Source organism: Streptomyces sp. SID13726 (assembly GCF_010548375.1).
Classification (GTDB): domain Bacteria; phylum Actinomycetota; class Actinomycetes; order Streptomycetales; family Streptomycetaceae; genus Streptomyces.
Genome location: NZ_JAAGLY010000034.1, coordinates 36,668 through 60,084 on the forward strand (window position 1 = coordinate 36,668; position 23,417 = coordinate 60,084).

19 protein-coding genes are annotated in these 23,417 nt (G+C 70.8%); 8 read left to right on the forward strand and 11 right to left on the reverse strand.

The features are described 5' to 3' along the window. Window positions 1-3 precede the first annotated feature (3 nt). From pulA to G3I78_RS43285, 3 genes are all read left to right on the forward strand, one after another. Window positions 4-5,391, forward strand: a complete 5,388-nt coding sequence (gene pulA / locus G3I78_RS43275) for a pullulanase-type alpha-1,6-glucosidase (RefSeq protein WP_343243992.1) — start codon at window positions 4-6, stop codon at window positions 5,389-5,391. Between the two features lie 73 nt (window positions 5,392-5,464). Beyond that, window positions 5,465-7,084, forward strand: a complete 1,620-nt coding sequence (locus G3I78_RS43280; protein WP_164435341.1) for a fused response regulator/phosphatase — start codon at window positions 5,465-5,467, stop codon at window positions 7,082-7,084. A 28-nt stretch (window positions 7,085-7,112) separates the two neighbouring features. Beyond that, the gene (locus G3I78_RS43285; RefSeq protein WP_164435343.1) at window positions 7,113-7,472 is read left to right on the forward strand and encodes an isomerase; all 360 of its coding nucleotides are present in this window, start codon (window positions 7,113-7,115) and stop codon (window positions 7,470-7,472) included. Window positions 7,473-7,492: 20 nt separating this feature from the next. Here G3I78_RS43285 and G3I78_RS43290 read toward each other — a convergent pair whose 3' ends face one another. The 5 genes from G3I78_RS43290 to G3I78_RS43310 form a co-directional block, all read right to left on the reverse strand. Next, a complete protein-coding gene (locus G3I78_RS43290) occupies window positions 7,493-8,182 on the reverse strand; it encodes a TetR/AcrR family transcriptional regulator (protein ID WP_203616320.1) in 690 nt (229 codons plus the stop codon). Window positions 8,183-8,238: 56 nt separating this feature from the next. Further along, entirely contained in the window at window positions 8,239-9,246 is a 1,008-nt protein-coding gene (locus tag G3I78_RS43295) for a PDR/VanB family oxidoreductase (RefSeq protein ID WP_164435345.1), read from the reverse strand. After that, complete coding sequence (locus G3I78_RS43300; RefSeq protein WP_164435347.1) at window positions 9,246-10,142, reverse strand: metal-dependent hydrolase; 897 nt, start codon at window positions 10,140-10,142, stop codon at window positions 9,246-9,248. The genes G3I78_RS43295 and G3I78_RS43300 overlap by 1 nt, the downstream gene beginning before the upstream one ends. Before the next feature lie 103 nt (window positions 10,143-10,245). Beyond that, entirely contained in the window at window positions 10,246-12,174 is a 1,929-nt protein-coding gene (locus G3I78_RS43305; protein ID WP_164435349.1) for a hypothetical protein, read from the reverse strand. A gap of 63 nt (window positions 12,175-12,237) precedes the next feature. Next, window positions 12,238-12,780 (reverse strand): tetratricopeptide repeat protein, encoded by a 543-nt coding sequence (locus G3I78_RS43310; protein WP_203616321.1) that lies wholly within the window; start codon window positions 12,778-12,780, stop codon window positions 12,238-12,240. A gap of 88 nt (window positions 12,781-12,868) precedes the next feature. Between G3I78_RS43310 and G3I78_RS43315 the strand changes: the two genes are divergently transcribed. Beyond that, the gene (locus G3I78_RS43315) at window positions 12,869-13,312 is read left to right on the forward strand and encodes a hypothetical protein (RefSeq protein WP_164435351.1); all 444 of its coding nucleotides are present in this window, start codon (window positions 12,869-12,871) and stop codon (window positions 13,310-13,312) included. 63 nt (window positions 13,313-13,375) lie between these two features. On the opposite strand, the gene G3I78_RS43320 is transcribed toward G3I78_RS43315, so the two are convergent. The 3 genes from G3I78_RS43320 to G3I78_RS43330 all read right to left on the reverse strand — a co-directional run bounded on the left by G3I78_RS43320 (window position 13,376) and on the right by G3I78_RS43330 (window position 17,072). Further along, window positions 13,376-14,980, reverse strand: a complete 1,605-nt coding sequence (locus G3I78_RS43320) for a DUF1996 domain-containing protein (protein WP_164435352.1) — start codon at window positions 14,978-14,980, stop codon at window positions 13,376-13,378. A gap of 182 nt (window positions 14,981-15,162) precedes the next feature. Next, window positions 15,163-15,816: a response regulator transcription factor gene (locus tag G3I78_RS43325; RefSeq protein WP_164435353.1), complete on the reverse strand. Its 654-nt coding sequence runs from the start codon at window positions 15,814-15,816 to the stop codon at window positions 15,163-15,165. After that, window positions 15,807-17,072, reverse strand: coding sequence for a sensor histidine kinase (locus tag G3I78_RS43330; RefSeq protein WP_164435354.1), 1,266 nt, complete (start codon window positions 17,070-17,072; stop codon window positions 15,807-15,809). Before G3I78_RS43330 ends, G3I78_RS43325 begins: the two co-directional genes overlap by 10 nt. A gap of 277 nt (window positions 17,073-17,349) precedes the next feature. Here G3I78_RS43330 and glnII point away from each other — a divergent pair, with 277 nt between their 5' ends. The 3 genes from glnII (at window position 17,350) to G3I78_RS43345 (ending at window position 20,247) form a co-directional block, all read left to right on the forward strand. After that, window positions 17,350-18,378 carry a glutamine synthetase gene (gene glnII, locus G3I78_RS43335; protein ID WP_164435355.1) on the forward strand — a complete coding sequence of 343 codons (1,029 nt, stop codon included), beginning with the start codon at window positions 17,350-17,352 and terminating at the stop codon, window positions 18,376-18,378. Between the two features lie 85 nt (window positions 18,379-18,463). Continuing rightward, on the forward strand, window positions 18,464-19,390 hold the full coding sequence (locus G3I78_RS43340) for a hypothetical protein (protein ID WP_164435356.1): 927 nt from the start codon (window positions 18,464-18,466) through the stop codon (window positions 19,388-19,390). A 293-nt stretch (window positions 19,391-19,683) separates the two neighbouring features. Then, window positions 19,684-20,247 (forward strand): winged helix-turn-helix domain-containing protein, encoded by a 564-nt coding sequence (locus G3I78_RS43345; protein WP_164435357.1) that lies wholly within the window; start codon window positions 19,684-19,686, stop codon window positions 20,245-20,247. 124 nt (window positions 20,248-20,371) lie between these two features. Here the strand turns inward: G3I78_RS43345 and G3I78_RS43350 are convergent, their stop codons facing one another. Together G3I78_RS43350 and G3I78_RS43355 are read right to left on the reverse strand one after the other, a co-directional pair. Beyond that, a complete protein-coding gene (locus tag G3I78_RS43350) occupies window positions 20,372-21,058 on the reverse strand; it encodes a hypothetical protein (RefSeq protein WP_164435359.1) in 687 nt (228 codons plus the stop codon). Window positions 21,059-21,162: 104 nt separating this feature from the next. Beyond that, the gene (locus tag G3I78_RS43355) at window positions 21,163-21,528 is read right to left on the reverse strand and encodes an arsenate reductase family protein (RefSeq protein ID WP_164435361.1); all 366 of its coding nucleotides are present in this window, start codon (window positions 21,526-21,528) and stop codon (window positions 21,163-21,165) included. 163 nt (window positions 21,529-21,691) lie between these two features. Here G3I78_RS43355 and G3I78_RS43360 point away from each other — a divergent pair, with 163 nt between their 5' ends. Next, entirely contained in the window at window positions 21,692-22,006 is a 315-nt protein-coding gene (locus tag G3I78_RS43360) for a hypothetical protein (protein WP_164435363.1), read from the forward strand. 49 nt (window positions 22,007-22,055) lie between these two features. Here the strand turns inward: G3I78_RS43360 and G3I78_RS43365 are convergent, their stop codons facing one another. Further along, window positions 22,056-23,246 carry a winged helix DNA-binding domain-containing protein gene (locus G3I78_RS43365; protein WP_203616324.1) on the reverse strand — a complete coding sequence of 397 codons (1,191 nt, stop codon included), beginning with the start codon at window positions 23,244-23,246 and terminating at the stop codon, window positions 22,056-22,058. Between the last annotated feature and the right edge of the window lie 171 nt (window positions 23,247-23,417).

Here is a 23,417-nt window from a genome sequence, read left to right on the forward strand (position 1 = left end):
CCGGTGCCGTCGAGGCGCCTCAGCACGCACGCCGGACGGGTCGCCGCGGTCACCGTGACCGCGCTGGCCGCAGCGCTCGTCCAGCCGCTGTCCGCCCGGGCGGACACCCCGCCGCCACCGCCCTCCGACGCGAAGCTCGCCGCGGAACCGGCCCGGCACGACGACACCCGTGAGCAGTTCTACTTCGTCCTGCCGGACCGTTTCGCCAACGGCGACACCTCCAATGACCGGGGAGGGCTCACCGGTTCACGGTTGAGCACCGGCTACGACCCCACCGACAAGGGCTTCTACCAGGGCGGCGACCTCAAGGGCCTCACCAAGCGGCTCGACTACATCAAGGGCCTCGGCACCACCGCCATCTGGATGGCCCCCATCTTCAAGAACAAGCCCGTCCAGGGCACGGGGGCCAACGCCTCGGCCGGCTACCACGGTTACTGGATCACCGACTTCACCCAGGTCGACCCGCACTTCGGCACCAACAAGGACCTGGAGACCCTGATCTCCAAGGCCCACGCCAAGGGCATGAAGGTCTTCTTCGATGTCATCACCAACCACACGGCCGACGTCGTCGACTACGAGGAGAAGTCCTACGACTACCTCTCCAAGGGCGCCTTCCCGTACCTGACCAAGGACGGCGAGCCCTTCGACGACGCGGACTACGCGGCCGGCGACCGGAGGTTCCCGGCGGTCGACGCCGACTCCTTCCCGCGCACACCGACGGTCACCAGCGCGAACGCCAAGGTCCCCGCCTGGCTCAACGACCCGACGATGTACCACAACCGCGGTGACTCGACCTACGCCGGCGAGTCCACGACCTACGGTGACTTCTCCGGCCTCGACGACCTGTGGACCGAGCGTCCCGAGGTCGTGAAGGGCATGGAGAAGATCTACGAGAAGTGGGTCCGCGACTTCGACATCGACGGCTTCCGGATCGACACCGTGAAGCACGTGAACATGGAGTTCTGGACCCAGTGGGCCACCGCGCTCGACGCGTACGCGGCCAGGCAGGGCCGCAAGAACTTCTTCATGTTCGGCGAGGTCTACTCGGCCGACACCTCGATCACCTCGCCGTACGTCACCCAGGGCCGCCTCGACGCGACGCTGGACTTCCCCTTCCAGGAGGCGGCCCGGCAGTACGCCTCCCAGGGCGGCAGCGCGCAGAAGCTCGCCGGCGTCTTCGGCGACGACTACAAGTACACGACCGACAAGGCCAACGCGTACGAGCAGGTCACCTTCCTCGGCAACCACGACATGGGCCGCATCGGGTACTTCCTGAACCAGGACAACCCGAAGGCCACCGACGCCGAACTGCTCGCCAAGGACAAGCTCGCCAACGAGCTGATGTTCCTCAGCCGCGGCAACCCCGTCGTCTACTACGGCGACGAGCAGGGCTTCACCGGCGCGGGCGGCGACAAGGACGCCCGCCAGACGATGTTCGCGTCCAGGACCGCCGACTACCTCGACGACGACGAGATCGGCACCGACCGCACCCACGCGAGCGACTCGTACGACACCAGCGCCCCGCTCTACCGGCAGATCGCCCAGCTGGCCAGGCTCCGCACGGCCAACCCGGCGCTGACGGACGGCGTCCAGGAGGAGCGGTACGCGGCGGACGGGGCCGGGGTCTACGCCGTCTCCCGCACCGACGCGAAGAGCGGCCAGGAGTACGTCGTCGCCTTCAACAACGCGGGCGAGGCCAAGTCGGCCTCCTTCGCGGCCGGTTCGGCGGGCATGACCTACCGCGGGATCTACGGCACGGACGCCACGGTGAAGTCCGGCGCCGACCAGAAGATCACCGTCACCGTCCCGGCCGGCTCCGCGATCGTCCTCAAGGCGACCGGCAAGCCCGCCAAGCCCGCCGCCAAGCCCACGATCACCCTCAAGGCCCCGGCGACCGGCGCCACCGGCACCGTCGACCTCACCGCCGACGTGGACGGCGGACAGCTCAACCGGGTCGTCTTCGCCGCGCAGGTGGGCAACGGCAAGTGGCGGACGCCGGGTTCGGCGGACCACGCCCCCTACAAGGTCACCCAGACCATCGGCGAGGACGTCCCCGCCGGAACAGCCCTGCGCTACAAGGCGGTTGTCGTCGACTCCGCCGGACGCACATCGAGTGCGACCGCCGCGAGCAGTACCGGCACCCCGCCCGCCGAGGAGACCCCCACCGCCTCCTCCCGCGACTACGCGGTCGTCCACTACAAGCGCGCCGACGGCGACTACGACGACTGGGGCCTGTACGCCTGGGGCGACCTCGCCGACGGTGAGGCCACGACCTGGCCCGCCGGCCACCCGTTCGTCGGCCGGGACGCCTATGGCGCCTTCGCCTACGTCAAGCTGAAGCCCGGCGCCTCCAACGTCGGCTTCCTCGTCATCGACAAGGACGGCGACAAGGACGTCTCCACCGACCGCACGATCGACGTCACCAAGACCGGTGAGATCTGGATCGAGCAGGGCAAGGAGACTGTCCTCACCGAGAAGCCCGACTACCCGGCGCAGGACAGGACCAAGGCGGTCATCCACTACCACCGGGCCGACGGGAACTACGACGGCTGGGGCCTGCACGTCTGGACGGGCGCCGCGAACCCCACCGACTGGTCCAAGCCCCTGGAGCCGGTGAGGACCGACGCCTATGGCGCGGTCTACGAGGTACCGCTCAACGACGGGGCCACGAGCCTCAGTTACATCCTCCACAAGGGCGACGAGAAGGACCTGCCCACCGACCAGTCCCTGGACCTCACGGCGAACGGCCACGAGGTGTGGCTGTTGAACGGCCAGGAGAAGTACCTGCTCCCGCAGCCCGCCGGGTCCGCCGCCGCGCTCGACCTGACCACCTCCAAGGCGGTCTGGATCGACCGGAACACGGTCGCCTGGAACGGCGACGAGGCTGCCGCCTCCACCCAGTTGGTGTACTCGCACGACGGCTCGATCGCCGCCGACAGGGGTGCGCTGACCAGCGACGACGAGCGCTGGCTGCGGCTCACCAGGACCGCGCTCACCGACGCCCAGAAGGCGAGGTTCCCGTATCTGAAGGACTACACGGCCTGGTCCGTGGACCCGCGTGACCGGGACTGGTTCAGGGAAGCCCTCAGCGGCCAGATCGTGGCGTCCCAACGCGCCGCGAACGGCGCGGTGTCGGCGGCCACCGGCGTCCAGATCGCGGGCGTGCTCGACGACCTGTACCCGAAGGCGACGAAGGCCGACCTCGGGCCGACGTTCAGCAAGGGACGCCCGACGCTCTCGGTCTGGGCGCCGACCGCGCAGTCGGTGAAACTCGAACTCGGCGGCTCCACGGTCGCCATGAAGCGCGACTCCACCACCGGCGTCTGGTCCGTCACCGGCCCCAAGTCCTGGAAGGGCAAGGCCTACCGGTACGTCGTGAAGGTCTGGGCACCCAGTGTCCGGAAGGTGGTCACCAACAAGGTCACCGACCCCTACTCGGTCGCCCTCACCACGGACTCCGAGCGCAGTCTCGCCGTCGACCTGGACGACAACTCCCTGGCCCCGAAGGGCTGGACGAGCTACACCAAGCCCAAGGCCGTCCCCCTGAACGACGCCGAGATCCAGGAACTGCACATCCGGGACTTCTCGGTGGCGGACAAGACCGCGCCCGCGAAGGACCGGGGCACCTACCTCGCCTTCACCGACAAGGCGAGCGACGGCTCCCGGCACCTACGGGAACTGGCCAAGTCCGGCACCTCCTACGTCCACCTGCTGCCCGCCTTCGACATCGCCACCATTCCCGAACGCCGGGCGGACCAGGCGGCCCCCGACTGCGACCTCGCCTCCTACGCGGCCGACTCCGACAAGCAGCAGGAGTGCGTGGCCAAGTCCGCCGCCGAGGACGCCTACAACTGGGGCTACGACCCGTACCACTACACGGTTCCCGAGGGTTCGTACGCCACCGACCCGAACGGCACCGGCCGTACCGTCGAGTTCCGCGAGATGGTCAAGTCGCTGAACGAGGACGGCCTCAGGGTCGTCATGGACGTCGTCTACAACCACACGGCGGCCAGTGGACAGGCCGACACCAGCGTGCTCGACCGGATCGTGCCGGGCTACTACCAGCGGCTCCTCGCCGACGGCTCGGTCGCCAACAGCACCTGCTGCGCCAACACCGCGACCGAGAACGCCATGATGGGCAAGCTGGTCGTCGACTCGATCGTCACCTGGGCCAAGGAGTACAAGGTCGACGGCTTCCGCTTCGACCTCATGGGCCACCACCCCAAGGCCAACATCCTGGCCGTACGCAAGGCCCTCGACGCGCTCACCTTCAAGAAGGACGGCGTCGACGGCAAGAAGATCATCCTCTACGGCGAGGGCTGGAACTTCGGCGAGGTCGCCGACGACGCCCGCTTCGTGCAGGCCACGCAGCAGAACATGGCCGGCACCGGCATCGCCACCTTCTCCGACCGCGCCCGTGACGCCGTACGCGGCGGTGGCCCCTTCGACGAGGACCCCGGCGTCCAGGGCTTCGCGTCCGGTCTGTACACCGACCCCAACTCCTCGAAGAACAACGGCACTCCGGAGGAGCAGAAGGCCCGCCTCCTGCACTACCAGGACCTCATCAAGGTGGGTCTGTCCGGCAACCTCGCGAAGTACCGCTTCACCGACACCGACGGCAAGGAGGTCACCGGTGCCCAGGTCGACTACAACGGCCAACCCGCCGGATACGCCGACGCGCCCGGCGACGCCCTCGCCTACGCCGACGCGCACGACAACGAGTCGCTGTTCGACGCGCTGACGTACAAGCTGCCCGCGTCCACCAGCGCGGACGACCGCGCCCGTATGCAGGTCCTCGCCATGGCCACGGCCACCCTCTCGCAGGGCCCGGCGCTCTCCCAGGCGGGCACCGACCTGCTGCGCTCCAAGTCCCTGGACCGCAACTCCTTCGACAGCGGCGACTGGTTCAACGCCGTCCACTGGAACTGCCAGGACGGCAACGGCTTCGGCCGCGGACTGCCCATGGCGGCCGACAACGCGTCCAAGTGGCCGTACGCCCAACCGCTGTTGGGCTCGGTGAAGGTCGGCTGCGCGCAGATCCAGGGGGCCTCGGCCGCCTATCAGGACCTGCTGAGGATCCGTACGACAGAGAAGGCGTTCTCGCTCGACACGGCGGACCAGGTGCAGTCGAAGCTGTCCTTCCCGCTGTCCGGGAAGGACGAGACGCCCGGTGTGATCACGATGGAACTCGGTGATCTGGTCGTGGTGTTCAACGCGACGCCCCAGGCGCAGAGCCAGCGGGTCGCCGATCTTGCCGGAAGCTCCTACCGGCTGCACCCCGTGCAGACGGCGGGCGCGGACTCCACCGTCAGGAAGGCGTCCTACGAGCGGGATTCCGGCACCTTCGGCGTCCCGGCCCGGACCGTGGCCGTATTCGTCCGCAATCCCTGAATGAGCGCATAACCTTGGTGGAGCAGAGCCCGAACCCCGCTCTGCTCCACCGGTGTTGCCCGAGGGGTGACAGATGGACGTCAAAGGCAAGCTGACCGGCACGACCGTCATGGTCGTGGACGACTTGGAGGCCAGCCGGTACGCCATGGGCACCGTGCTGACCCGGGCCGGGCACCGGGTCGTCCCGGTCGCCTCCGGCGGCGAGGCCCTCGCCGAACTGGACGAGCGGCTGCGCAAGGGCACCCTGCCCGACGTGGCCCTGGTGGACGTGGGCCTGCCCGACATGAGCGGCTTCGATCTGTGCCGCATGTTCAAGGAGCGCCCGCACTCCGCCGGGATGCCCGTGGTGCACTTCTCGGCCTCCGCCGTGCCCCCGGCCGTGCACTGCGCGGGCATGGACATGGGCGTCGAGGCCTATCTGCGGGTGCCCGCCGAGCCCCTGGAGATCGAGGCGGTCGTCCGGGCCGCCGTACGCAACGCCCAACTGCGCGCCGGAGACCGGGCGTTGGTGCGACGGCTCACCCTCCTGTCGGAGACGATCGTCACCATCCAGGCGGCCCGCACCCTCCAGGAACTCTCCGACGCGGCCGCCGAGGGCGTCTCACGGCTCACCGGCACCCCCGCCGCCGTCTTCGTCCTCGACCAGGACGACCAGCTCTACCGCGGCCTGTCCCGCGACCGCATCCCGGTGTCCCTGCCCGACGAGGCCGCCGACCGGTCCGTGGCCGCCCTGCTGCGCCGGCTCACCCGGGGGCAGGCCGGGGTGCAGCTGACGACCGTGCCCGCGCCGCTGTGGCCCGCCGGGTTCTTCCGGCCCGGAGTCGAGCACGACGCCCGGCTCGCGCTGGTCGTCACCCAGGACGGCCGGGCCCCGGTCTGCCTGGCCGCGCCCGCGCGCGGGATGCGCAGGGTCGGCCTGGAGGGCGAGACCCTGCTGGCCCAGCTCGCGCAGGCCACCGCGCTCGCCGCGCAGCCGCTGCTCATGTACAAGGTCGAGCGGCATGTCGCCCTCACCCTCCAGCACAGCTTCCTGCCCCAGCCGCACCGGCTGCCCGACCTGCCGGGCATGGAGGTCGTGGTCCGGTACGTCCCCGCCTCCCGGCAGACCGAGATCGGCGGCGACTTCTACGCCGCGCTGCGGGTGGAGGAGGGCGCGCTCACCGCGGTCGGCGACGTCGTGGGGCACTCGCTGGACGCGGCCACCGTCATGGTCGAACTGCGGCACGCGCTGCGGGCCTACGCCGTCGACGAGAGCGACCCGGCCGTGCTCGCCGAGCGCCTCGACCGGACGCTCCAGCGCTACCACCCCGACACCACGGCCACCGTCTGCCTGGCCCTGATCGACCCGGAGACCGGGCGCACCCGGATCGCCAACGCCGGGCACATCCCGCCGCTGATCGTCCGGGACACCGGCAGCGCCGACTACGTCAAGGCGTCCGGCCCGCTGCTCGGCATCGGCCTGCCCCATCCGCCGGCCACCGAGCTGTTCCTCGAACCCGGCGACCGGCTCCTCATGGTCACCGACGGCCTCATCGAGACCCGCGGCACCGATCTCTCGGCCTCCCTGGAGCACCTGCGGGCGGCCGCCTCCGGTGCGCTGCCCGGCCTGGACGCCCTGTGCGACACCCTTCTGGACACCTTCGGTCACGACCGGGAGGACGACATCGCCATGCTGGCGCTGCGGCTAGGGTGACCTGTGACGTCGTAGAACAGGAGTGCCCATGCCGCAGATCACCGTCGACCACTCGCGTTTCGTCTCCTTCGACCGGGAGGAGTTCGCTCGGGGCCTGCACACCGCCCTCGTCGAGATCGCGGCCGCCAAGCCGGAGGCGTGCAAGACGCAGTTCCGGGCGAGCGAGGTCACCGCGTTCGGCTACGACGACCCGGGGGACGACGGCCACGCCGTCGTGCACGTCACCATCGGCCTGCTCGCCGGCCGCACCGACGAGACGAAGGCGAAGCTCACCGAGGCGGTCCTGGAGCTGCTGCGCGAGCACATCGAGGACGACGGGGGAGTCGTCCTGCACGCCTCGGCGGAGGTCCGCGACCTCGACGCGTCGTACCGGAAGTTCGAGCGCTAGAGCGCTTTTCTCCGGACTGTTCAGGACGCCAGGGAGATGAGCCGTGCGGCGAGGTCGGTGAACGGTCCGTCGTGCGGCTCGTCCTTGAGCATGTGCCGCAGCAGTGCGGTCATCTCCTCGTCGTAGGCCGCGCTCACGGCGGCCAGCGCGGCGAAGTCGTGGACGAGCTGTGTCTCCAGTTCGGCGCGCGGGATGCGCCGGCCGTCCAGCCAGATCAGGGCCGTCGACTCGACGAGCGAGATCCAGGAGCGGATGAGGAGTTCGAGGCGCGCGGGCGGGTCGTCCACCCGCAGATGCGACAGGATCTGCTCGTAGGCGACCTGCCGTACGGAGTCGACGAGCGCGTTCGTCGCCGAGGAGCCGACCGCGGGGCCGCCGCGCATCAACGCCGAGAAGCCGGGCCCGTGTTCGTCCACGAAGTCGAAGAAGCGGCGCATCACCCGCAGCAGCCGCCCGCCCAGCGAGCCTTCGTGCGGCTCCTCGAAGCGGCTCGCCAGATCCTCGGCCGCACGCTTCAACGCGGCCTCGTACAGGCTGAGTTTGCCGGGGAAGTAGTGGTAGACCAGCGGCCGGGAGATACCGGCCGCCGACGCTATCTCGTCGATGGAGACCTCGTCGGGCGAGCGACGGGCGAACAGTTCGAGGGCGACGCCGATCAACTGCTGACGCCGTTCCTCGACTCCCATTCTTCGGCGGACCCCGGTAGTCATGCGAACACCTTACCGATCGGATCCGGCCCCGAACGGACCGGTCCGGCCAGGCGTGTTCACATGTCCAGCACCAGTCGGCCACTTCGCGCCCGCGACACACAGATCAGCATCGAGTCGCCGCGCTCGGCATCGGTCAGCAGCTCGTCCCGGTGCTCCACCTCGCCCTCCAGCACCCGCTGTTGGCAGGTCCCGCAGAACCCCTGTTCGCAGGAGTACGCGGTGCCCGGCAGCTCCTCGCGTACGGCGGCCAGCACGGACGAGTCCGCCGGGACCGTCAACGTCCGCCCGCTGCGCCGGAGTTCGACCTCGAAGGCGCCGCCCGACAGGGCCCGGGGCGCGAACCGCTCCAGATGGACCCCCGGCCACCTCGCCTCCACCGCGGCCATCAGCCCTTCCGGGCCGCAGCAGTAGACGGCGGCACCCTCCGGGACCTCCAGCGCGTCGAGATCGGGCACCCCTTCCACGACGGTGCCGCCCAGCCGCTCGACCTCCGCCAGGAACGGCATCGACTCCCGCTCCCGCCCGCAGTACAGCAACCGCCACTCCACACCGTCCGGCAGCGCCCGCAGCATCGGCAGGATCGGCGTGATCCCGATGCCGCCCGCGACGAAGACGTACGACGATGCCGTGACCAGCGGAAACCGGTTCCGAGGCCCCCGCACCTCCAGCTCCGCGCCCACCCGCACCCGCTCGTGCACCTCGCGCGAACCGCCCCGCCCGTCCTCGACCAGCCGGGTCGCCACGGTGTACGACGAGGTGTCCGCGGGGTCCCCGCACAGCGAGTACTGCCGCACGCGCCCCGACGGCAGCACCAGGTCGAGATGCGCGCCGGGCTCCCAGCGCGGCAAGTCCCGTCCCTCCAGCCGGAGTTGTACGACCCCGTCGGCGACCGTCTCACGCGCGGTCACCGTCAGCCGGAGCGCCCGCGACCGGGGCCGCCCGGACACCGGCTCCTCCAGCGCGGGCATCGGCCACAGCGGCGAGACCCGGATACGGCGGCGCAGCGCCCTGCGGGTGAGCAGCGCGGCACCGGCGACGACCGCGACGGTCAGCGGCTTCGGCATCAGGAGGCGCCCTTCTCTACGGCGGAGGCGGCAGCGGTGGCGGCCGGCGACGAGGCCAGATACGCGACCGCCTGCGCGGTGGAACCCTCCTGCGAGGGGTGGTAACTCCGGCTCAGATAACGGGGGATGGAGGCGGCCATGGCCCCGGCCGACGGCAACAGCCCACGCCGGCCCCGCACATAGAAGTCCTTGAAGCTCGCCTTCCCGTCGGTGAGCGTCGGGTCGTTCGCCATGAAGAACCGCGCCCCGCGCTGCCACAGGAACACCAGCGTGGTGAAGGCGGTGGCCCAAGTCCGGGCCCGGCGCGCGTAGTTGCCGTCGAGATGCATGAACAGCTCGAAGGCGACCGACCGGTGCTCGACCTCCTCCGCGCCGTGCCAGCGCAGCAGGTCCAGCATGGTCGGATCGGCGCCCCGGCGGTCCAGCTCCTCGGCGTTCAGCACCCAGTCGCCGAGGAACGCCGTGTAGTGCTCGATCGCGGCGATGAGCGCGACCCGCTCCAGGAGCCACCACTTGCGGGCCCTGCCCGGCGGCAGCGTGCGGTCGCCGAGCAGCTTCTCGAAGAACCAGTCCACCTGCGCGGTGTACGGCGTCGGGTCGAGCCCCTGCTCACGCAGATGCGGCAGCACCTCGTCGTGGGCCTGGGAGTGCATCGCCTCCTGCCCGATGAACCCGATGACGTCCTCGCGCAGCCGCTCGTCCCTGATGTACGGCAGCACCTGCTTGTAGACGTGCACGAACCAGCGCTCACCGGCGGGCAGGAGCATGTGCAGCACATTGATGGTGTGCGTGGTGAACGGGTCCCCAGGCACCCAGTGCAGCGGGGTGTCCTCCCAGGAGAAGGACACCTTCCGGGCCTTGAGGGGCACCCGATCCGCTTCGTGCGTGTTAGACATGGCGTCAATGTACTGACGGGTAGGCCGGGGGTGAAGCCCCGTGCAAGGTCTTATTTACGAATCTGTCAGCAAGGCCCGAAGGCCTGATCCGCGGGTCCGGCCTTCACCGCAGCCCCGTGACCGCCCGCCCGTCCGTCAGTGTCCCCGCGAGCTCGGCCTGAGCCCCCTGCTTCGCCCTCACGGCCAGCAGACCGCCCTGGGCCGACCCCTGCACCCCGCCCGTCGCGCTGATCGACGCCGTCCCCTTGCTCCCCGCCGACAGCAGGTACCAGGAACCCGTCCCCGACTTCCACAGCACCCCGGCCAGCACCTGCGGGTCCTTCGCCCCGCACGCCGGGACGTTCTCCGCCTTCGCCACGACCGCGCCGTACGCCCCGCCCGGCGTGTGGAACTGGGCCAGCACCCGCTCCCCGCCGCCCTGCCAGGTCTCGCCCCGGGTGCACACCCAGTCGGCCGTCCCGCTCGCGTCGGGCAGCGGCTGCGCCGCGTACGTCCAGGCGTTCACGCTCCGCACCCCGGAGGACCGCATCGCGCCCAGCGAGCAGGCATACGGTGCCCAGTCGCGCAGCGCCGACGCGCCGGACGCGTCCTTCACGGAGCCGGGGCGGCCGGTGGTGAGGTGGGCCGGGACCAGCTCGCCGAGGTCGGTCAGCAGCCGGGTGCCGGTGGAGTCGGTCAGCTGGAGCACGTTCCAGGAGGTGCAGGCGCCGCCCTGGCCGCCGGGGCCCGCCATCGGCGAGGTCGCCCCGTCGGTCAGCGTGAGGGCCATCGCGCCCGCGGCCGGCTTCATCAGGTCCCGCTCGGCCGCCTTGGTCACCCAGGGCGCCATCAGATAGCGGACGTTGCCGTCGGCCCGGCCCAGGACGACCGCGCTCGACCCGGCCCGGTCCGCGCCGTCGACCCGGGCGAAGTCGAGGGCCGCGCCCGCGGTGCCGTCCTTGGGCTCGGCGTAGCGGACGATCCGCAGACCGTCGTAGAGGATCACCACGCGCGCGCTGTCGACGACCCCGGCGTACAGCAGCTGCGGCGGTCCGGACGGGCCGCCCGAGGGGGTGCCGGGGGTCGCGGAGACCTGGACGGTGCCGCCGGGGCGGGCCCAGACGGCGAGGGCGCGGCGCAGGAGGGCCGAGTCGGCGGTGAGGCCGCCGCGCGCGGGCCAGACGGAGAAGTCGGTGCGGGCGGAGGACTCCCACGCGGCGGCCGGGATCCGCACCAGGCGGGCCGGGTCGAGGGCGGCCTGGGCGGCCGGGTTCTGCGCGTAGGCGGGCGCGGCGGCACCGTCGGGGCCCCAGCCGTCACCCGGCATGCCGAGCAGCGCCCCGCACACCACGACGGCCGCGGTCGCGGCGAGCGCGGCCTTCATGTGCTGCCGGCGCCGCATGAGGTCGGTCGGCCGGGCCTGGAGCGAGCAGGGGTCGAACTCGGGGGAGTCGAGCAGGGCGTACTGGGCCTTCTCGGAGTCGGCCTCGTCCAGCGCCGCGTCCACGTCGGCCACGCCCGCCGCCGCCAGCACCTTGCGTACGTCGCCGTCGGGCAGCTTCTCCAGGCCGCGCAGGACGTAGGCGGCGCGGGCGGGTCCGGTCAGGGCCGAAAGGCGCTGGTCCAGGGCGAGTTCGTCGGCGCCGCCGGAACGCGGGAAGAGACGCAGGCCCCAGACCTGGGGGAGCAGCGGCGGCAGCTGGGAGCGCTTGGGCCACGCCTTGCGCTTGAGCGGCAGGCCCGCCTCCAGCGCCGTACGCACCACCTGGAGGCGGACGAAGGCGTAGCCGGGGTCGCCCTCGCGGCCGGCCGACTGGGCCGGGATCACGGGCGTGCTCTTCCGGCCGCGGGGCAGGGCGCGCTGGGTGAGGGCGTGCGCGGTCAGGACCCGGCGGTTGCGGCCCAGGCCCGGTGGCAGCACCAGATAGGCGAGCCGGACCAGCCGGGGGTAGTGCTCGACGAGCGCGGCCTCGGCCTGTTCCACGTCGACGACGGGGTCGGAGGCCGAGCCTGAGGCGGGTGCGGGGCGCGGGGCGACATCCTGTGACTGCACGTTCAGCAGAACGAGCGAATCGTGAGGAGGTCACCGCCGACAGGCGAACCCGCGTAACCGAGTTCAGCCTTCCGGGTCGACCAGCGCACGCGCGTAGTTCGCCATCGACCGCTGGTAGCGCGGCAGATGAGGGGCGAGCGCGCCAAGGACCAGGGAGAGGCCCTCGCGGTCGCGGCCGAGGCTGGACAGGCACAGGGCGAGCGTGGCGCGTACGGCGTCGTCCAACTCGTCGGAGGGGGCGTCCAGTTCGGGAGTCAGCAGCTCGACGCCCTCGTCTGCCCGGCCGATGTTCCGCAGCGAGCTGGAGAGTTGGATCTTGGCCCGGCGGCCCTTGTACCCGGACAGCCCGTTCGCCAGGGCCTCCCGGTACAGCGGGGCCGCTTTGTCGGAGTGGCCCGTGGAGTCCCAGGCACAGGCCCGCTCGAACGGCCCGAGCGGGCTGTCCTCCGGCAGCTCGGCCACGAGCGCGTCGACCAGCGCCCGGAACTCGGCCGCCCGCTCCTCCGGATACTCGTCGAAGGCCGCCCAGACGGCGTCGACCCGCTTCTCCCAGTCCTCGTTCACCGGCACACTTTCGCACAGCCGTACCCCGAGTGACACCCGCATTTGAGCGCCCCGCGCCTCCCAGCCGTATGAGAGGAGACGGGTCCCCGCCGGGACCTGTCCGACGCGACCGTGACCGGAGGAACAACAGATGAGGTTGACCCGACCGATGCTCGCGCTGACCGGCGCGGCCGCGGTGCTGGCGCTGGCGGGCTGCGGGTCCGGTGGTGACGCGAAGGCCGTCGCCGCGGTGCCGTCGGCGGCCACCGGCAGCCTGGAGCACCTGGCCGCCGAGGTGAAGTGCACGCCCAACATCCAGATCGACGCCGACGAGCTGCGCCAGGCCGTGTGCAAGAAGTCCAAGGACGCGGACGGCAAGTTCATCCTTGCCACCTTCGCCACCGACCGCGGCCAGCGCGAGTGGATCAACGGCGCCAAGGACTACGGCGGCCACTTCCTGGTCGGCCGCAAGTGGGTCGCCGTCGGTGACACCACCCAGACGGTGACCGTGCTGCGCAAGACCCTCGGCGGGGACATCGAGGAGGGCGTGGACCACTCGAAGATGGGCGGCGGCGCCTCGCACTCCGCGCACTGAGAAGTCTCCCGGACACACGAAAGCCGGCGGTGAGGAATCCTCACCGCCGGCTTTCTCAGTGTGTCACTGGCAGTTCTTGCCGGTGTTGATGCAGTTGACCATCTTGTTCATCGTGTTCGTGGAGAAGAAGTTGATGAAGTCGTTGTGGTCGGTCACCGGCTTGTGCAGGTTCTCCGGGAAGGTGTCCACCGCGTACGGGTTGACGACCGTGCCGTTCTGCAGCTTCGGGGCCGGGACGTTGTAGACGAGCCGGACCTGGAGTTGCGGGATCGCCTTGAAGCCGTTGGCGCAGGCGCCGTTCGCCTGGACGAACGACACGTGGGTGCGGTGGTTGGCGCTGTCGATGTTCTGACCGTCCCAGCAGCTCTGGAAGTTGGTCGTGCGCACCACCTGGCTGCCCTGCGGGCAGATCGGGTACTTGTCGTGCAGCTGCACCTTGTTCTCGAAGCCGGTGCAGGACCAGTTCACGTTGGCGTTGGCGTTGCCGTTGACGAAGGCCTTGGCGTCACCGGTGATGATCCGCAGAGCGGTCGGCATCGCGACGACGTTGCCGGTCTTGTTGCCGACGAACTTCAGCTGGGCCTGGGCCGGCTGGAGGATCTTGCCGACGTTGCCCTCCTTGCCGCCGCCGTCGTTGTTCTGGTCGAAGTCCTGCGTACCGTCCTGGAGACGCAGCACCGGCCAGAAGTACGAGGACTTGTCGCCCTGGTTCTGGCAGCTGGTCTGGGCCGCCTCCAGCTCCTGGTCGCTCGCGAAGGCGTCGTTGCTCTGGTTGCCGACGTAGTCGTGCAGGTGGTGGGCGCCGTTGGCGACACCCGGGGCGACGATCACGTTGTCCGTGTTGTGGTTGTCGTTCCCGTTGGTACCGCACTTGGTGGTGAAGGTGCCGCGCGAACCGGAGTTGCCGTTCGCGGGGAGACCGTTCTGGCCGACACCGAGCTGGGCGTTGCCCTGGACCTTCGTGATGTCCACGAAGTCGGCCGCGACCGGGCCGTTGCCGCCCTGTCCGCCGCCGCCCTGCTGCTGGCCGCCGCCCTGCTGACCACCGTTGTTCTGGCCGCCGTTGTTGTTCTGGCCACCGTTGTTGTTCTGACCGCCGTTGTTCTGGCCGCCATTGTTGTTGTTCTGACCGCCGTTGTTCTGCTGGCCGCCGTTGTTGTTCTGGCCGCCGTTCCCGCCGGCATTGGTCTGCGCGGCCTGCGTGGTGCACGCGGCCAGCTGGCTGAGCGAGTTGTTGAACTGACCCCCGACCCGCTGGATGTCGATGCGGATCCGGTCGATCGTGGCCGCCCGCTTCTCCTTGAGGGGGCCGACGATGGCGTTCTGGACGAAGCCCGAGTCACCCGCCTGTGCCTGGCGCGTCGAGGCGAGCCGGGCGTAGGCCTCGGTGATCTGCTTGTCCAGGTTGGCCAGTTCCGTTGCCACACCCTGACGCGCCGACTGGGGCACGTTCGTCAGCTTCTGGCCGACGTCCGGGCAGGAGATGGTCGCCACCTGGGCGGCCGCGGCCTTGGTCTGGTTCTGCTGCCAGCCGTTGTTGTTGGACTCGTGCGCCGAAGCGTAGAAGTTCGCCCAGATCAGCCCGCCCCCGCCGAGCGCTAGGGCCGCCGACGCGGCTATGGCCTTGGTGGCCATCGACGAGCGGCGTTTACGTGTGTTGCGTCCCATGGAACTCCTCTGACTTCCTTTTTCGGGGCATCGAGGCGCCCGACAGGAGTGAAGCGGCTCCCTCCCTTACGGATGTGGCCCCAAGGGTGTTCAGCCGCCCCACAAACAAATCAGAGGTTTGCTCGGCCGCCGCATATCAACAGGCCCTTGAGCAGCAGGAGTTACAGAGAATGAAAGGCCGGTCACCGGCCCCGGTCCAGAAACGCGAGTACCGCCAGAACGCGGCGATTGTCGTCGTCCGACACCTCAAGACCCAGTTTGGCGAAGATGTTGGCGGTGTGCTTGGCGATCGCCCGTTCCGTGACGACGAGTTTCCCCGCGATCGCCGCGTTCGTCCGCCCCTGCGCCATGAGTTCCAGTACCTCCCGCTCCCGGGGCGTGAGCCGGCCGAGCGGCTGGTCGTCGGCGGCCCGCCGGGTCAGCAGCTGCTGGATCACCTGCGGGTCCATCGCGGTACCGCCCGCCGCGACCCGTCGTACGGCGTCCACGAACTGCTCCGCGTCGAACACCCGGTCCTTGAGCAGATACCCCACCCCGCCGCTGCCGTCGGCCAGCAGCTCGCGCGCGTACAACTGCTCCACGTGCTGGGAGAGCACCAGCACCGGCAGCCCGGGTCTGTCCCGGCGGGCGTTCAGCGCGCACTGCAAGCCCTCGTCGGTGTGCGTCGGCGGCAGCCGTACGTCGACCACGGCGACGTCCGGCTCCAGCTCGGCCAGCGCGCGGGCGAGCTCGGGGCCGGTCTCGACGGCCGCGGCGATCTCGAAGTCATGGGCCTCCAGGAGCCGTACGAGCCCGTCCCGCAGCAGGAAGAGGTCTTCGGCCAGGACTACACGCAAGGGATCTCCATGGTGACCATGGTGGGACCGCCCGCGGGTGAGCTGACGGCCAGGACGCCGTCGAATGTACCCAGCCGCCGCTCGATTCCGGCGAGCCCCGAACCGGCCCCGGTCACCGCGCCGCCCCGGCCGTTGTCGGTGACGGCGATCCGCAGCATCCCCTCCCGGTGGTGCAGGTCGACCCAGATCCGGTCGGCGCCGGAGTGCTTGACCGCGTTGGTGAGGACCTCGCTCACCGCGAAGTACGCGGCCGACTCCACCGGCGCGTCCGCCCGTCCCGGCAGCTCCACCGTCACCTCGGTCGGCACGGGCAGCCGTAGCGCCAACGCCCTTACCGCGTCCCCGAGTCCGCGCTCGGCCAGCACCGGCGGGTGGATGCCGCGGACCAGGTCGCGCAGTTCGGCGAGCGCGTCCACGGACGACTGGCGGGCCTGCGCGAGCAGCCGCCTGGCCTGCGCGGGGTCCTTGTCGAGGAGCACCTCGATAGTGCCGAGGTCCATGCCCATGGCGACCAGCCGGGCCTGCGCCCCGTCGTGCAGGTCCCGCTCGATGCGCCGCAGTTCGGCCGCCGAGGTGTCCACCGCGTCCCGCCGGGTCTCGGTCAGCACCCGGACCCGCTCGGCCAACTCGCCCTGTCCGGCGCCGAGTACGGCCCGGGTCAGGCGGAAGTGCGCGGTCAGCAGCCGCGGCCCGAGGGGAGCGAGGGCCAGCAGGGCGAGGCCCAGGGCGCCCGCGGCGAGCCCGGTGACCTGGTCGGTGACATGGACGAAGCCGTACCAGTAGCCGCCGCCCAGCTCCGACAGCGGCCGCCACAGCCCGGCCGCGACCGCGAGCCCCTCCAGCGGATAGAACACGAGCACCGCAGGCAGCAGGGCCGTCACGAACCCCGCCGTCATGTCCACCTGGAGCCAGCGCAGATCCCGCCAGGTCGCCGGGTCGCGCAGCAGCGCGTAGGTGCGCGCCCAGGTGTTGGCGTCCTCCGGTACCGGCCGGTACGCCGACGGGATCCGCACCCCGCTCCACTCGGCCGCGACCACCCGCCGCCAGTCCGCGAAGCCCCGCACGGCCTTCAGCGCCCAGGGGGTGGTGTACGCCCCGATCCCGACCGGCACGAGCGAGATGGACACCAGGCTGAGCGTGAACAGGAGCAGCGCCCCCGGCAGCGTCACCAGCGCCAGCGCGAGCCCCCGTACGGCCGCGAGGCCCATGGCCCGCACCCTCTTGCCCCGGCTGCCGTTCCCCGTCTGCATGGTCATACGGCCAGTCTGGTCGAGGGGGAGACCGGGGTCACTGGGTCTGGCCGCCCGGTCGGGGGGTGGTGCCAGGTACACCCTGTGCCGCGCGGGACCCCTTCGCCGCGCTCACACAGTGAATCGCGCCACAGCACCACCAGGTAACACGGGGTTCACATTCGAGCAATGACCGGGAAATCGCCTGTTGACAGGCTCGCGGGCATCGAGAGGCGGCGTTTCAGTGCCGCAGCGCCGCTGCACCCGCAAGTGCGCCCAGACACACCCCCGAAGGATGTGGCCCGTGAGCTTCAAGGCTGAGTACATCTGGATCGACGGCACCGAGCCGACGGCCAAGCTTCGTTCCAAGACGAAGATCCTCGGCGACGACGCCAAGGGCGCCGAGCTGCCGATCTGGGGCTTCGACGGGTCCTCCACGAACCAGGCCGAGGGGCACTCCTCGGACCGTGTCCTCAAGCCGGTCTTCTCCTGCCCGGACCCGATCCGCGGCGGCGACGACATCCTCGTCCTGTGCGAGGTCCTCAACATCGACATGACGCCGCACGAGTCCAACACCCGTGCCGCGCTGGCCGAGGTCGCGGAGAAGTTCGCCGCGCAGGAGCCGATCTTCGGCATCGAGCAGGAGTACACGTTCTTCAAGGACGGCTACCCGCTCGGCTTCCCCAAGGGCGGCTTCCCGGCCCCGCAGGGCGGCTACTACTGCGGTGTCGGCGCCGACGAGATCTTCGGCCGTGACGTCGTCGAGGCGCACCTCGACAACTGCCTCAAGGCGGGCCTCGCGATCTCCGGCATCAACGCCGAGGTCATGCCCGGCCAGTGGGAGTTCCAGGTCGGCCCGGTCGCCCCGCTGGAGGTCTCCGACCACCTGTGGGTGGCCCGCTGGCTGCTCTACCGCACCGCCGAGGACTTCGGCATCTCCGCCACCCTGGACCCGAAGCCGGTCAAGGGCGACTGGAACGGCGCGGGCGCGCACACCAACTTCTCCACCAAGGCGATGCGCGAGAACTACGACGCGATCATCACCGCCGCCGAGTCCCTGGGCGAGGGCTCCAAGCCCCTCGACCACGTCAAGAACTACGGCGCCGGCATCGACGACCGCCTCACCGGCCTGCACGAGACCGCCCCGTGGAACGAGTACTCCTACGGCGTTTCCAACCGCGGTGCCTCGGTCCGTATCCCGTGGCAGGTCGAGAAGGACGGCAAGGGCTACATCGAGGACCGCCGCCCGAACGCCAACGTCGACCCGTACGTCGTGACGCGCCTGCTCGTCGACACGTGCTGCTCCGCGCTGGAGAAGGCCGGACTGGTCTGATCCCGCTCACCGCTTCCCGAGGGGCGCCCACCGACCGGTGGGCGCCCCTCGGCGCGTTGTCAGTGGCGGCTGGCATGGTGGGGGCATGGAGATCGAGGGGGGCCTGGCCGTCAGGGCCTGGACCGAGAGCGGGCGGACGTACCTCCGGATACCGGCCGAGGAACTGCGCGCCGCCGTGACCGGACTCGGGGGCGCGGGCAACCGCTTCCTCGTCGCACAGCGCGTCCCGGACCTGCCGGACGTGTTCGCCCAGGTGTGGCACGAGACGGGCGGCGACTACCAGCTGGAACACCGCGTCGGCAAGGACGCCTTCTTCGGCACCCGCCTGACCGACCCGGACCGCGTGGCGGACCTGCTGACCGGCTGGGCCCGGCAGGAGGACGGCTGGGACGCGGGCGTGGCGTGGGAGCCGGTGGACCTCGGGCCGGGGGAGGAGGTCCCGGACCTGCCGGACGAGATCCGCCAGCGGGTGGAGGATCGCGTACGACTCCTGCTGCGCTGCGGCTACGACGACCGGGCCCGGCTCACCGAGGACGCCGAGGAGTGGCTGGTCGACGGCGACGTACAGCCCGTGTCCCCGGCCCAGGCACGGCAGTTGGTCGACCGGCTGTGGCTGGAGCGGGTCACCGAGCAGCGGACCTGGCCACCGAGCCCGACGGACCCCGACCGGCTGACCGGCGCCTTCGACGCGCTGAACGCCCAGGGCATCACCGCCCGGGAGAACTTCACCTGCTGCCGCCCCTGCGGCACCGCCGAGATAGGCGGCGAGCGCGCCGAGGGCGACCGCGGCTTCGTCTACTTCCACACCCAGTGCACCGAGAGCGCCGCCGAGGGCCACGGACTGACCCTGCTCTACGGCGGTTTCGACGGCTCGGCCGGGACCACCGCGGCGGTCGGGCGCGAGGTCGTGACGGCCCTTGAGATGGCCGGGCTGTCCGCAGTGTGGGACGGCAATCCGGACAAGGCGATCGAGGTCAGACCCCTGACCTGGCACAAACACCTGGTGGGGTGAGCGGGGCCACGTCAATTTCACGCCAAGGAAGCGTCCAAGCAGTGAGAGGAGACTCCTGTTGCGGGCCTGTGTCTGCTTCAATGGGCGCATGGCCAGCTTCCAGAACCCCACCGCGACAGGTCGCCATGACCTCGAGCCGTTCTGGCCTTCCCGTCAGCACCACGACTTCGACCGGGTGTGTTGCCGCGCGGTGAACGCGCCGGCCCTCTAAAGCCGTACACCCCGGCCTTCGGCCAGCGCGCAGTCGACGTACGTCTCCCGCAGACCTCCTCGCGCGAAAGAGCTGACCTCTCATGGCGACCACTCGTACCCTCTCCACCGCCACCCTCACCAACCCGGCCGAGAACGGCGCACGGCACCGGCTCAGGGCCGTCGGCCCGGACGAGGTGCCGGACGTGGCGGAGTTCCTGCCGCCCGGAGCCACCTGGCTGCCGGCCCCCCAGCACACCCTCCCCGTCCTGCCGGGCCAGCCGCCGATGATCGGCTACCTGGTGCTCGTCCCGGCCGACCAGCGCCCCCCGTTCCTGCCGGAACCGCCGGTGGCGCGGGGCGACGACTTTGGCGAGCCGCTCGTCCGGATCGACACCGTGCAGCGCACCGCCGAGGTGAACGGCGCGGAACTCGACCTCACCTACCTGGAGTTCGAGCTGCTCGCCCACCTCGTCCAGCACCCGCACCGGGTGCACACCCGCGACCAGCTGGTCACCACGGTCTGGGGCTACGGCCACGTGGGCGACGGCCGTACCGTCGACGTCCACATCGCCCGGCTGCGCCGCAAGCTGGGCGCGGACCTGCGGGGCGCGATCCAGACCGTGCGGCGGGTCGGCTACAAGTACACGCCGCCGACCGGCGACTGACCCTCCGCGCACGCCACACCCGCCACACACGCCGGTCCTGCCGCTCGTGGCCGCGAGCGGCAGGACCGTGACACGTACCGGCGGCGGTGGCCCGCCGCCTCAGCGGGTCAGGACGCGAACGGCATCACCCCACCTTCTCGATCAGCGCCCGGCGGATCAGGAACTTGCCGGGCTCCCGCACCTGTTCGAAGGCCGCGTTGTTGAGCAGCGCGCAGCTGCCGGAGACCGAAGTGACCTCCACCGTCGTGGACTTGTTGTTGTCCAGGTTGGTGACCTTCAGCTTCGTGCCGGCCGGGAACTGGTTGCTGGACGCGGCGGGCGCGCCGGCCTCACCGGAGAGCGTCACGGTCGAGCCGTTGCAGACCTGCTGCCCGGACCCGGCGTCGTCCGCCGGGGGAGCCTGGGAAGCGGGTGGTGCCTGGGACGCGGGCGGCGCCTCCTGGGAGCCGGCGGGCGCGGACGCTGCCTGCGAGGGCTGTCCAGCGGCGGCCTGGGAGTCCTGAGCCGACTCCCCGACCACACAACCGGACGCTTCCTGCTGCACCTTGATCTGTGCGATCACCGCGTCCCGGTTGGCGATCCGGGCCGCCGACTGCGCGTCGGGGTTGGCCCGTTGCCCCTCGATGAACCGCTGGTTGTTGCCGAGCGCGGTGGCGAGCCCCTGGCAGACCGTCGACTCCGCGGCCGTCTGCGGGCTCTGCGCGGCGTTGGAGGTGCTGGCCATCACAAAGGCCCCACCCCCCGCCACCGCCGCCGCGCTCACCAGCAGCGCGACCTTCTTCTTCGTACCGAGCGTTCTCCTGCGCGACATCCGCGCCTCCTGGGAGGTAGGGGAGCGTACGCCGCTATGTACGAGATACCGAACGAGGTTACTCAGTGGTTACAGGAGTCATGTGACGTAACCTGCGTCACACTTCACTGCTTCCGGGACAGCGCGTCCCGTACGGCCTCGTCGGTCCGGCCGACCAGCGCCGAGCCGTCGTCCGCCGTGATGATCGGGCGCTGGATCAGCTTGGGGCGGGCGGCGAGCGCCTCGATCCAGCGGTCGCGCGAACCGCCGTCCCTGGCCCACTCCTTGAGGCCGAGCTCCTTCGCGTCGGCCTCCTGGGTGCGGGTGATGTCCCAGGGTTCGAGGCCGAGCCGGTCGAGCACCTCGCGGATCTCGTCCGCGCTCGGCACGTCCTCCAGATAGCGGCGGACGGTGTAGTCGGCGCCCTCGGCGTCGAGCAGGCTGATGGCGCTGCGGCACTTCGAGCAGGCCGGATTGATCCAGATCTCCATGCCGCCACCGTACGCGAAAACCCGTTGTCCACCTGCGTCACAGCACCCCCGAAAGCCCTTGTGGCCAGGGGCTTTTGTCAGTGGCGGGCGGTAGAATAAAACCAGTGTTCGAGGGCGTCGCCGGAACCCCGGCCGCCGCCCTTACCGCGACAGGAGGATGCCTGTGCCCGCTGCCGCACTGAAGCCGAAGCCGTTGCCCACCCAGTCCACCGCGACCCACCCCGTCCTGCTCGACCTGCCGTACGCCCCCCTGGAGAAGCGCCCGTTGCCGCCGGGCCGTCCGCGGGAGTGGTACGTCGTCCACAACCGCCGCCTCAAGGCGATGCGCCTCGCGATCGCCCTGCTCGACTCGGGCGTCTACGTCCCGAACCAGGCCCGCAACGAGACGATCAGGGACACGGCGGAGACGATCGGCGTACACCCGCCGTCGGACACCACGTGCCACATGGTGCGGGCGCTGATGCGCTACTCGCGGTGAGCCGTCGCGCCGGTGTGCCCCTGGGACCAGGGGCACACCGGCGCGACCGTCACTCGGCGAGTTCCTTCTCCAGCGGAGTCCGGAACCGCGGCCGCACCCGAGTCTCCCCCACCCACTCCCGCAACCGGGCGGCCTCCACCGCGAGGGCCGCCTCCGCCTCGGGCCCCACGCCCTCGGTGTCCAGCAGCCGCCAGACGATCTCTCCGTCGGCCCGCTGCGCCCAACCGCCCACCACCCGCCCGTTCCACCACACCGTCGGCCCCACGTTGCCGCTCCGGTCGAACAGGGCGGCCCGCATGGACGGGTCCAGATACCAGTCCCGCTGCTGCCAGCCCATCGCCGTCGGATCGAGCCCGGGCAGCAACGCGGCCCAGGGCTCCGCCGGCCCCGCGACCGGACCGGCGTCGCCCTCGACGACGTAGGCGGGACCCTCGTCGACCGTCACCGCCACCGCGCGGACCGCCGACAGCGCCCGGCGTACGTCGCTCACCTTCCACCCCGTCCACCACTTCAGGTCGGCCTCGGTGGCGGGACCGCACACGGCGAGCCACCGCCGCAGCAACTCCGCCTGGGCCTCGGCGACATCGAGCTCCGGATGCGGCGGGGCGACCGCCCACCGGAACTGCGAGGACATCCACGAGCCGAGCGGCCGTCCCCGTACGACCTTCCCCTCCACCCCGAGCACCCTCAACAGCCGTGTCGACACGGTGTGAACGCCCTCGTAGCTCTTCCCGGCCGAGTACACGAACTGCTCCCGCAGCCGGGGTTCGTCCTGCGACAGCTCCGCCGCCGTGGCCTGCCCCCGCCGCGCGAGCGCGGCCAGCGCCGACTCCTCGACCTCCTTCAGCCAGGCCGCGTCCGGGGCGCCCGCCTTCGCCATGTCCTTGATGAGCGACGCCCGTTCCCGCGCGGCGACCACGAGCCCGGTCGAGGCGTGCACGACGGCCGTCAACTCCGCGGGAAACGCGAACACGGTGTGCCGCATCCCGTGCATCCGCACCAGCGACCGCTCCCCGTACAGCGCCCGCTCGGTCTCGGCGACGGTGCCGGAGGAGTCCGTGAGCCGAGCGCCGACGGCGAGGTACACGGTCGCCGGATCGCTTCCGTGCAACGCCACCAAGGCACGGCCCACCTCCTCAGGACTGCCCACCCGAGCCTCACGGGCGAGCTGCTGCCGCAGCCCCAGCCGCCCCCGCCGCTCGGCCACCCCGATATGCCGCACCCCATCACGCAAGCTCATGGCCCCATCTTGACGGGCCCCACTGACAACGCGCCCCGACCAGGGCCCGTCACCCGAATCGCCGCACTCCGCATGCGCACCTCCCCGCCCCGGCCCTTCACTGCGATCAGGAGGTGAAGGACACCGGCGACCAGGAGGCGGGCGTGACACGGAGGCGAGACGCGTGACACG

What these genes read in the sequence shown, in the direction of transcription:
- G3I78_RS43330 (WP_164435354.1), bottom strand. Translation starts at nt 17,072, where the DNA reads ATGACCATGCAGACGGGGAACGGCAGCCGGGGCAAGAGGGTGCGGGCC.
- G3I78_RS43350 (WP_164435359.1), bottom strand. Translation starts at nt 21,058, where the DNA reads ATGTCGCGCAGGAGAACGCTCGGTACGAAGAAGAAGGTCGCGCTGCTG.
- G3I78_RS43285 (WP_164435343.1), top strand. Translation starts at nt 7,113, where the DNA reads ATGCCGCAGATCACCGTCGACCACTCGCGTTTCGTCTCCTTCGACCGG.
- G3I78_RS43280 (WP_164435341.1), top strand. Translation starts at nt 5,465, where the DNA reads ATGGACGTCAAAGGCAAGCTGACCGGCACGACCGTCATGGTCGTGGAC.
- G3I78_RS43310 (WP_203616321.1), bottom strand. Translation starts at nt 12,780, where the DNA reads ATGCGGGTGTCACTCGGGGTACGGCTGTGCGAAAGTGTGCCGGTGAAC.
- G3I78_RS43355 (WP_164435361.1), bottom strand. Translation starts at nt 21,528, where the DNA reads ATGGAGATCTGGATCAATCCGGCCTGCTCGAAGTGCCGCAGCGCCATC.
- G3I78_RS43300 (WP_164435347.1), bottom strand. Translation starts at nt 10,142, where the DNA reads ATGTCTAACACGCACGAAGCGGATCGGGTGCCCCTCAAGGCCCGGAAG.
- G3I78_RS43345 (WP_164435357.1), top strand. Translation starts at nt 19,684, where the DNA reads ATGGCGACCACTCGTACCCTCTCCACCGCCACCCTCACCAACCCGGCC.
- G3I78_RS43365 (WP_203616324.1), bottom strand. Translation starts at nt 23,246, where the DNA reads ATGAGCTTGCGTGATGGGGTGCGGCATATCGGGGTGGCCGAGCGGCGG.
- G3I78_RS43290 (WP_203616320.1), bottom strand. Translation starts at nt 8,182, where the DNA reads ATGACTACCGGGGTCCGCCGAAGAATGGGAGTCGAGGAACGGCGTCAG.
- G3I78_RS43320 (WP_164435352.1), bottom strand. Translation starts at nt 14,980, where the DNA reads ATGGGACGCAACACACGTAAACGCCGCTCGTCGATGGCCACCAAGGCC.
- G3I78_RS43340 (WP_164435356.1), top strand. Translation starts at nt 18,464, where the DNA reads ATGGAGATCGAGGGGGGCCTGGCCGTCAGGGCCTGGACCGAGAGCGGG.
- G3I78_RS43315 (WP_164435351.1), top strand. Translation starts at nt 12,869, where the DNA reads ATGAGGTTGACCCGACCGATGCTCGCGCTGACCGGCGCGGCCGCGGTG.
- G3I78_RS43295 (WP_164435345.1), bottom strand. Translation starts at nt 9,246, where the DNA reads ATGCCGAAGCCGCTGACCGTCGCGGTCGTCGCCGGTGCCGCGCTGCTC.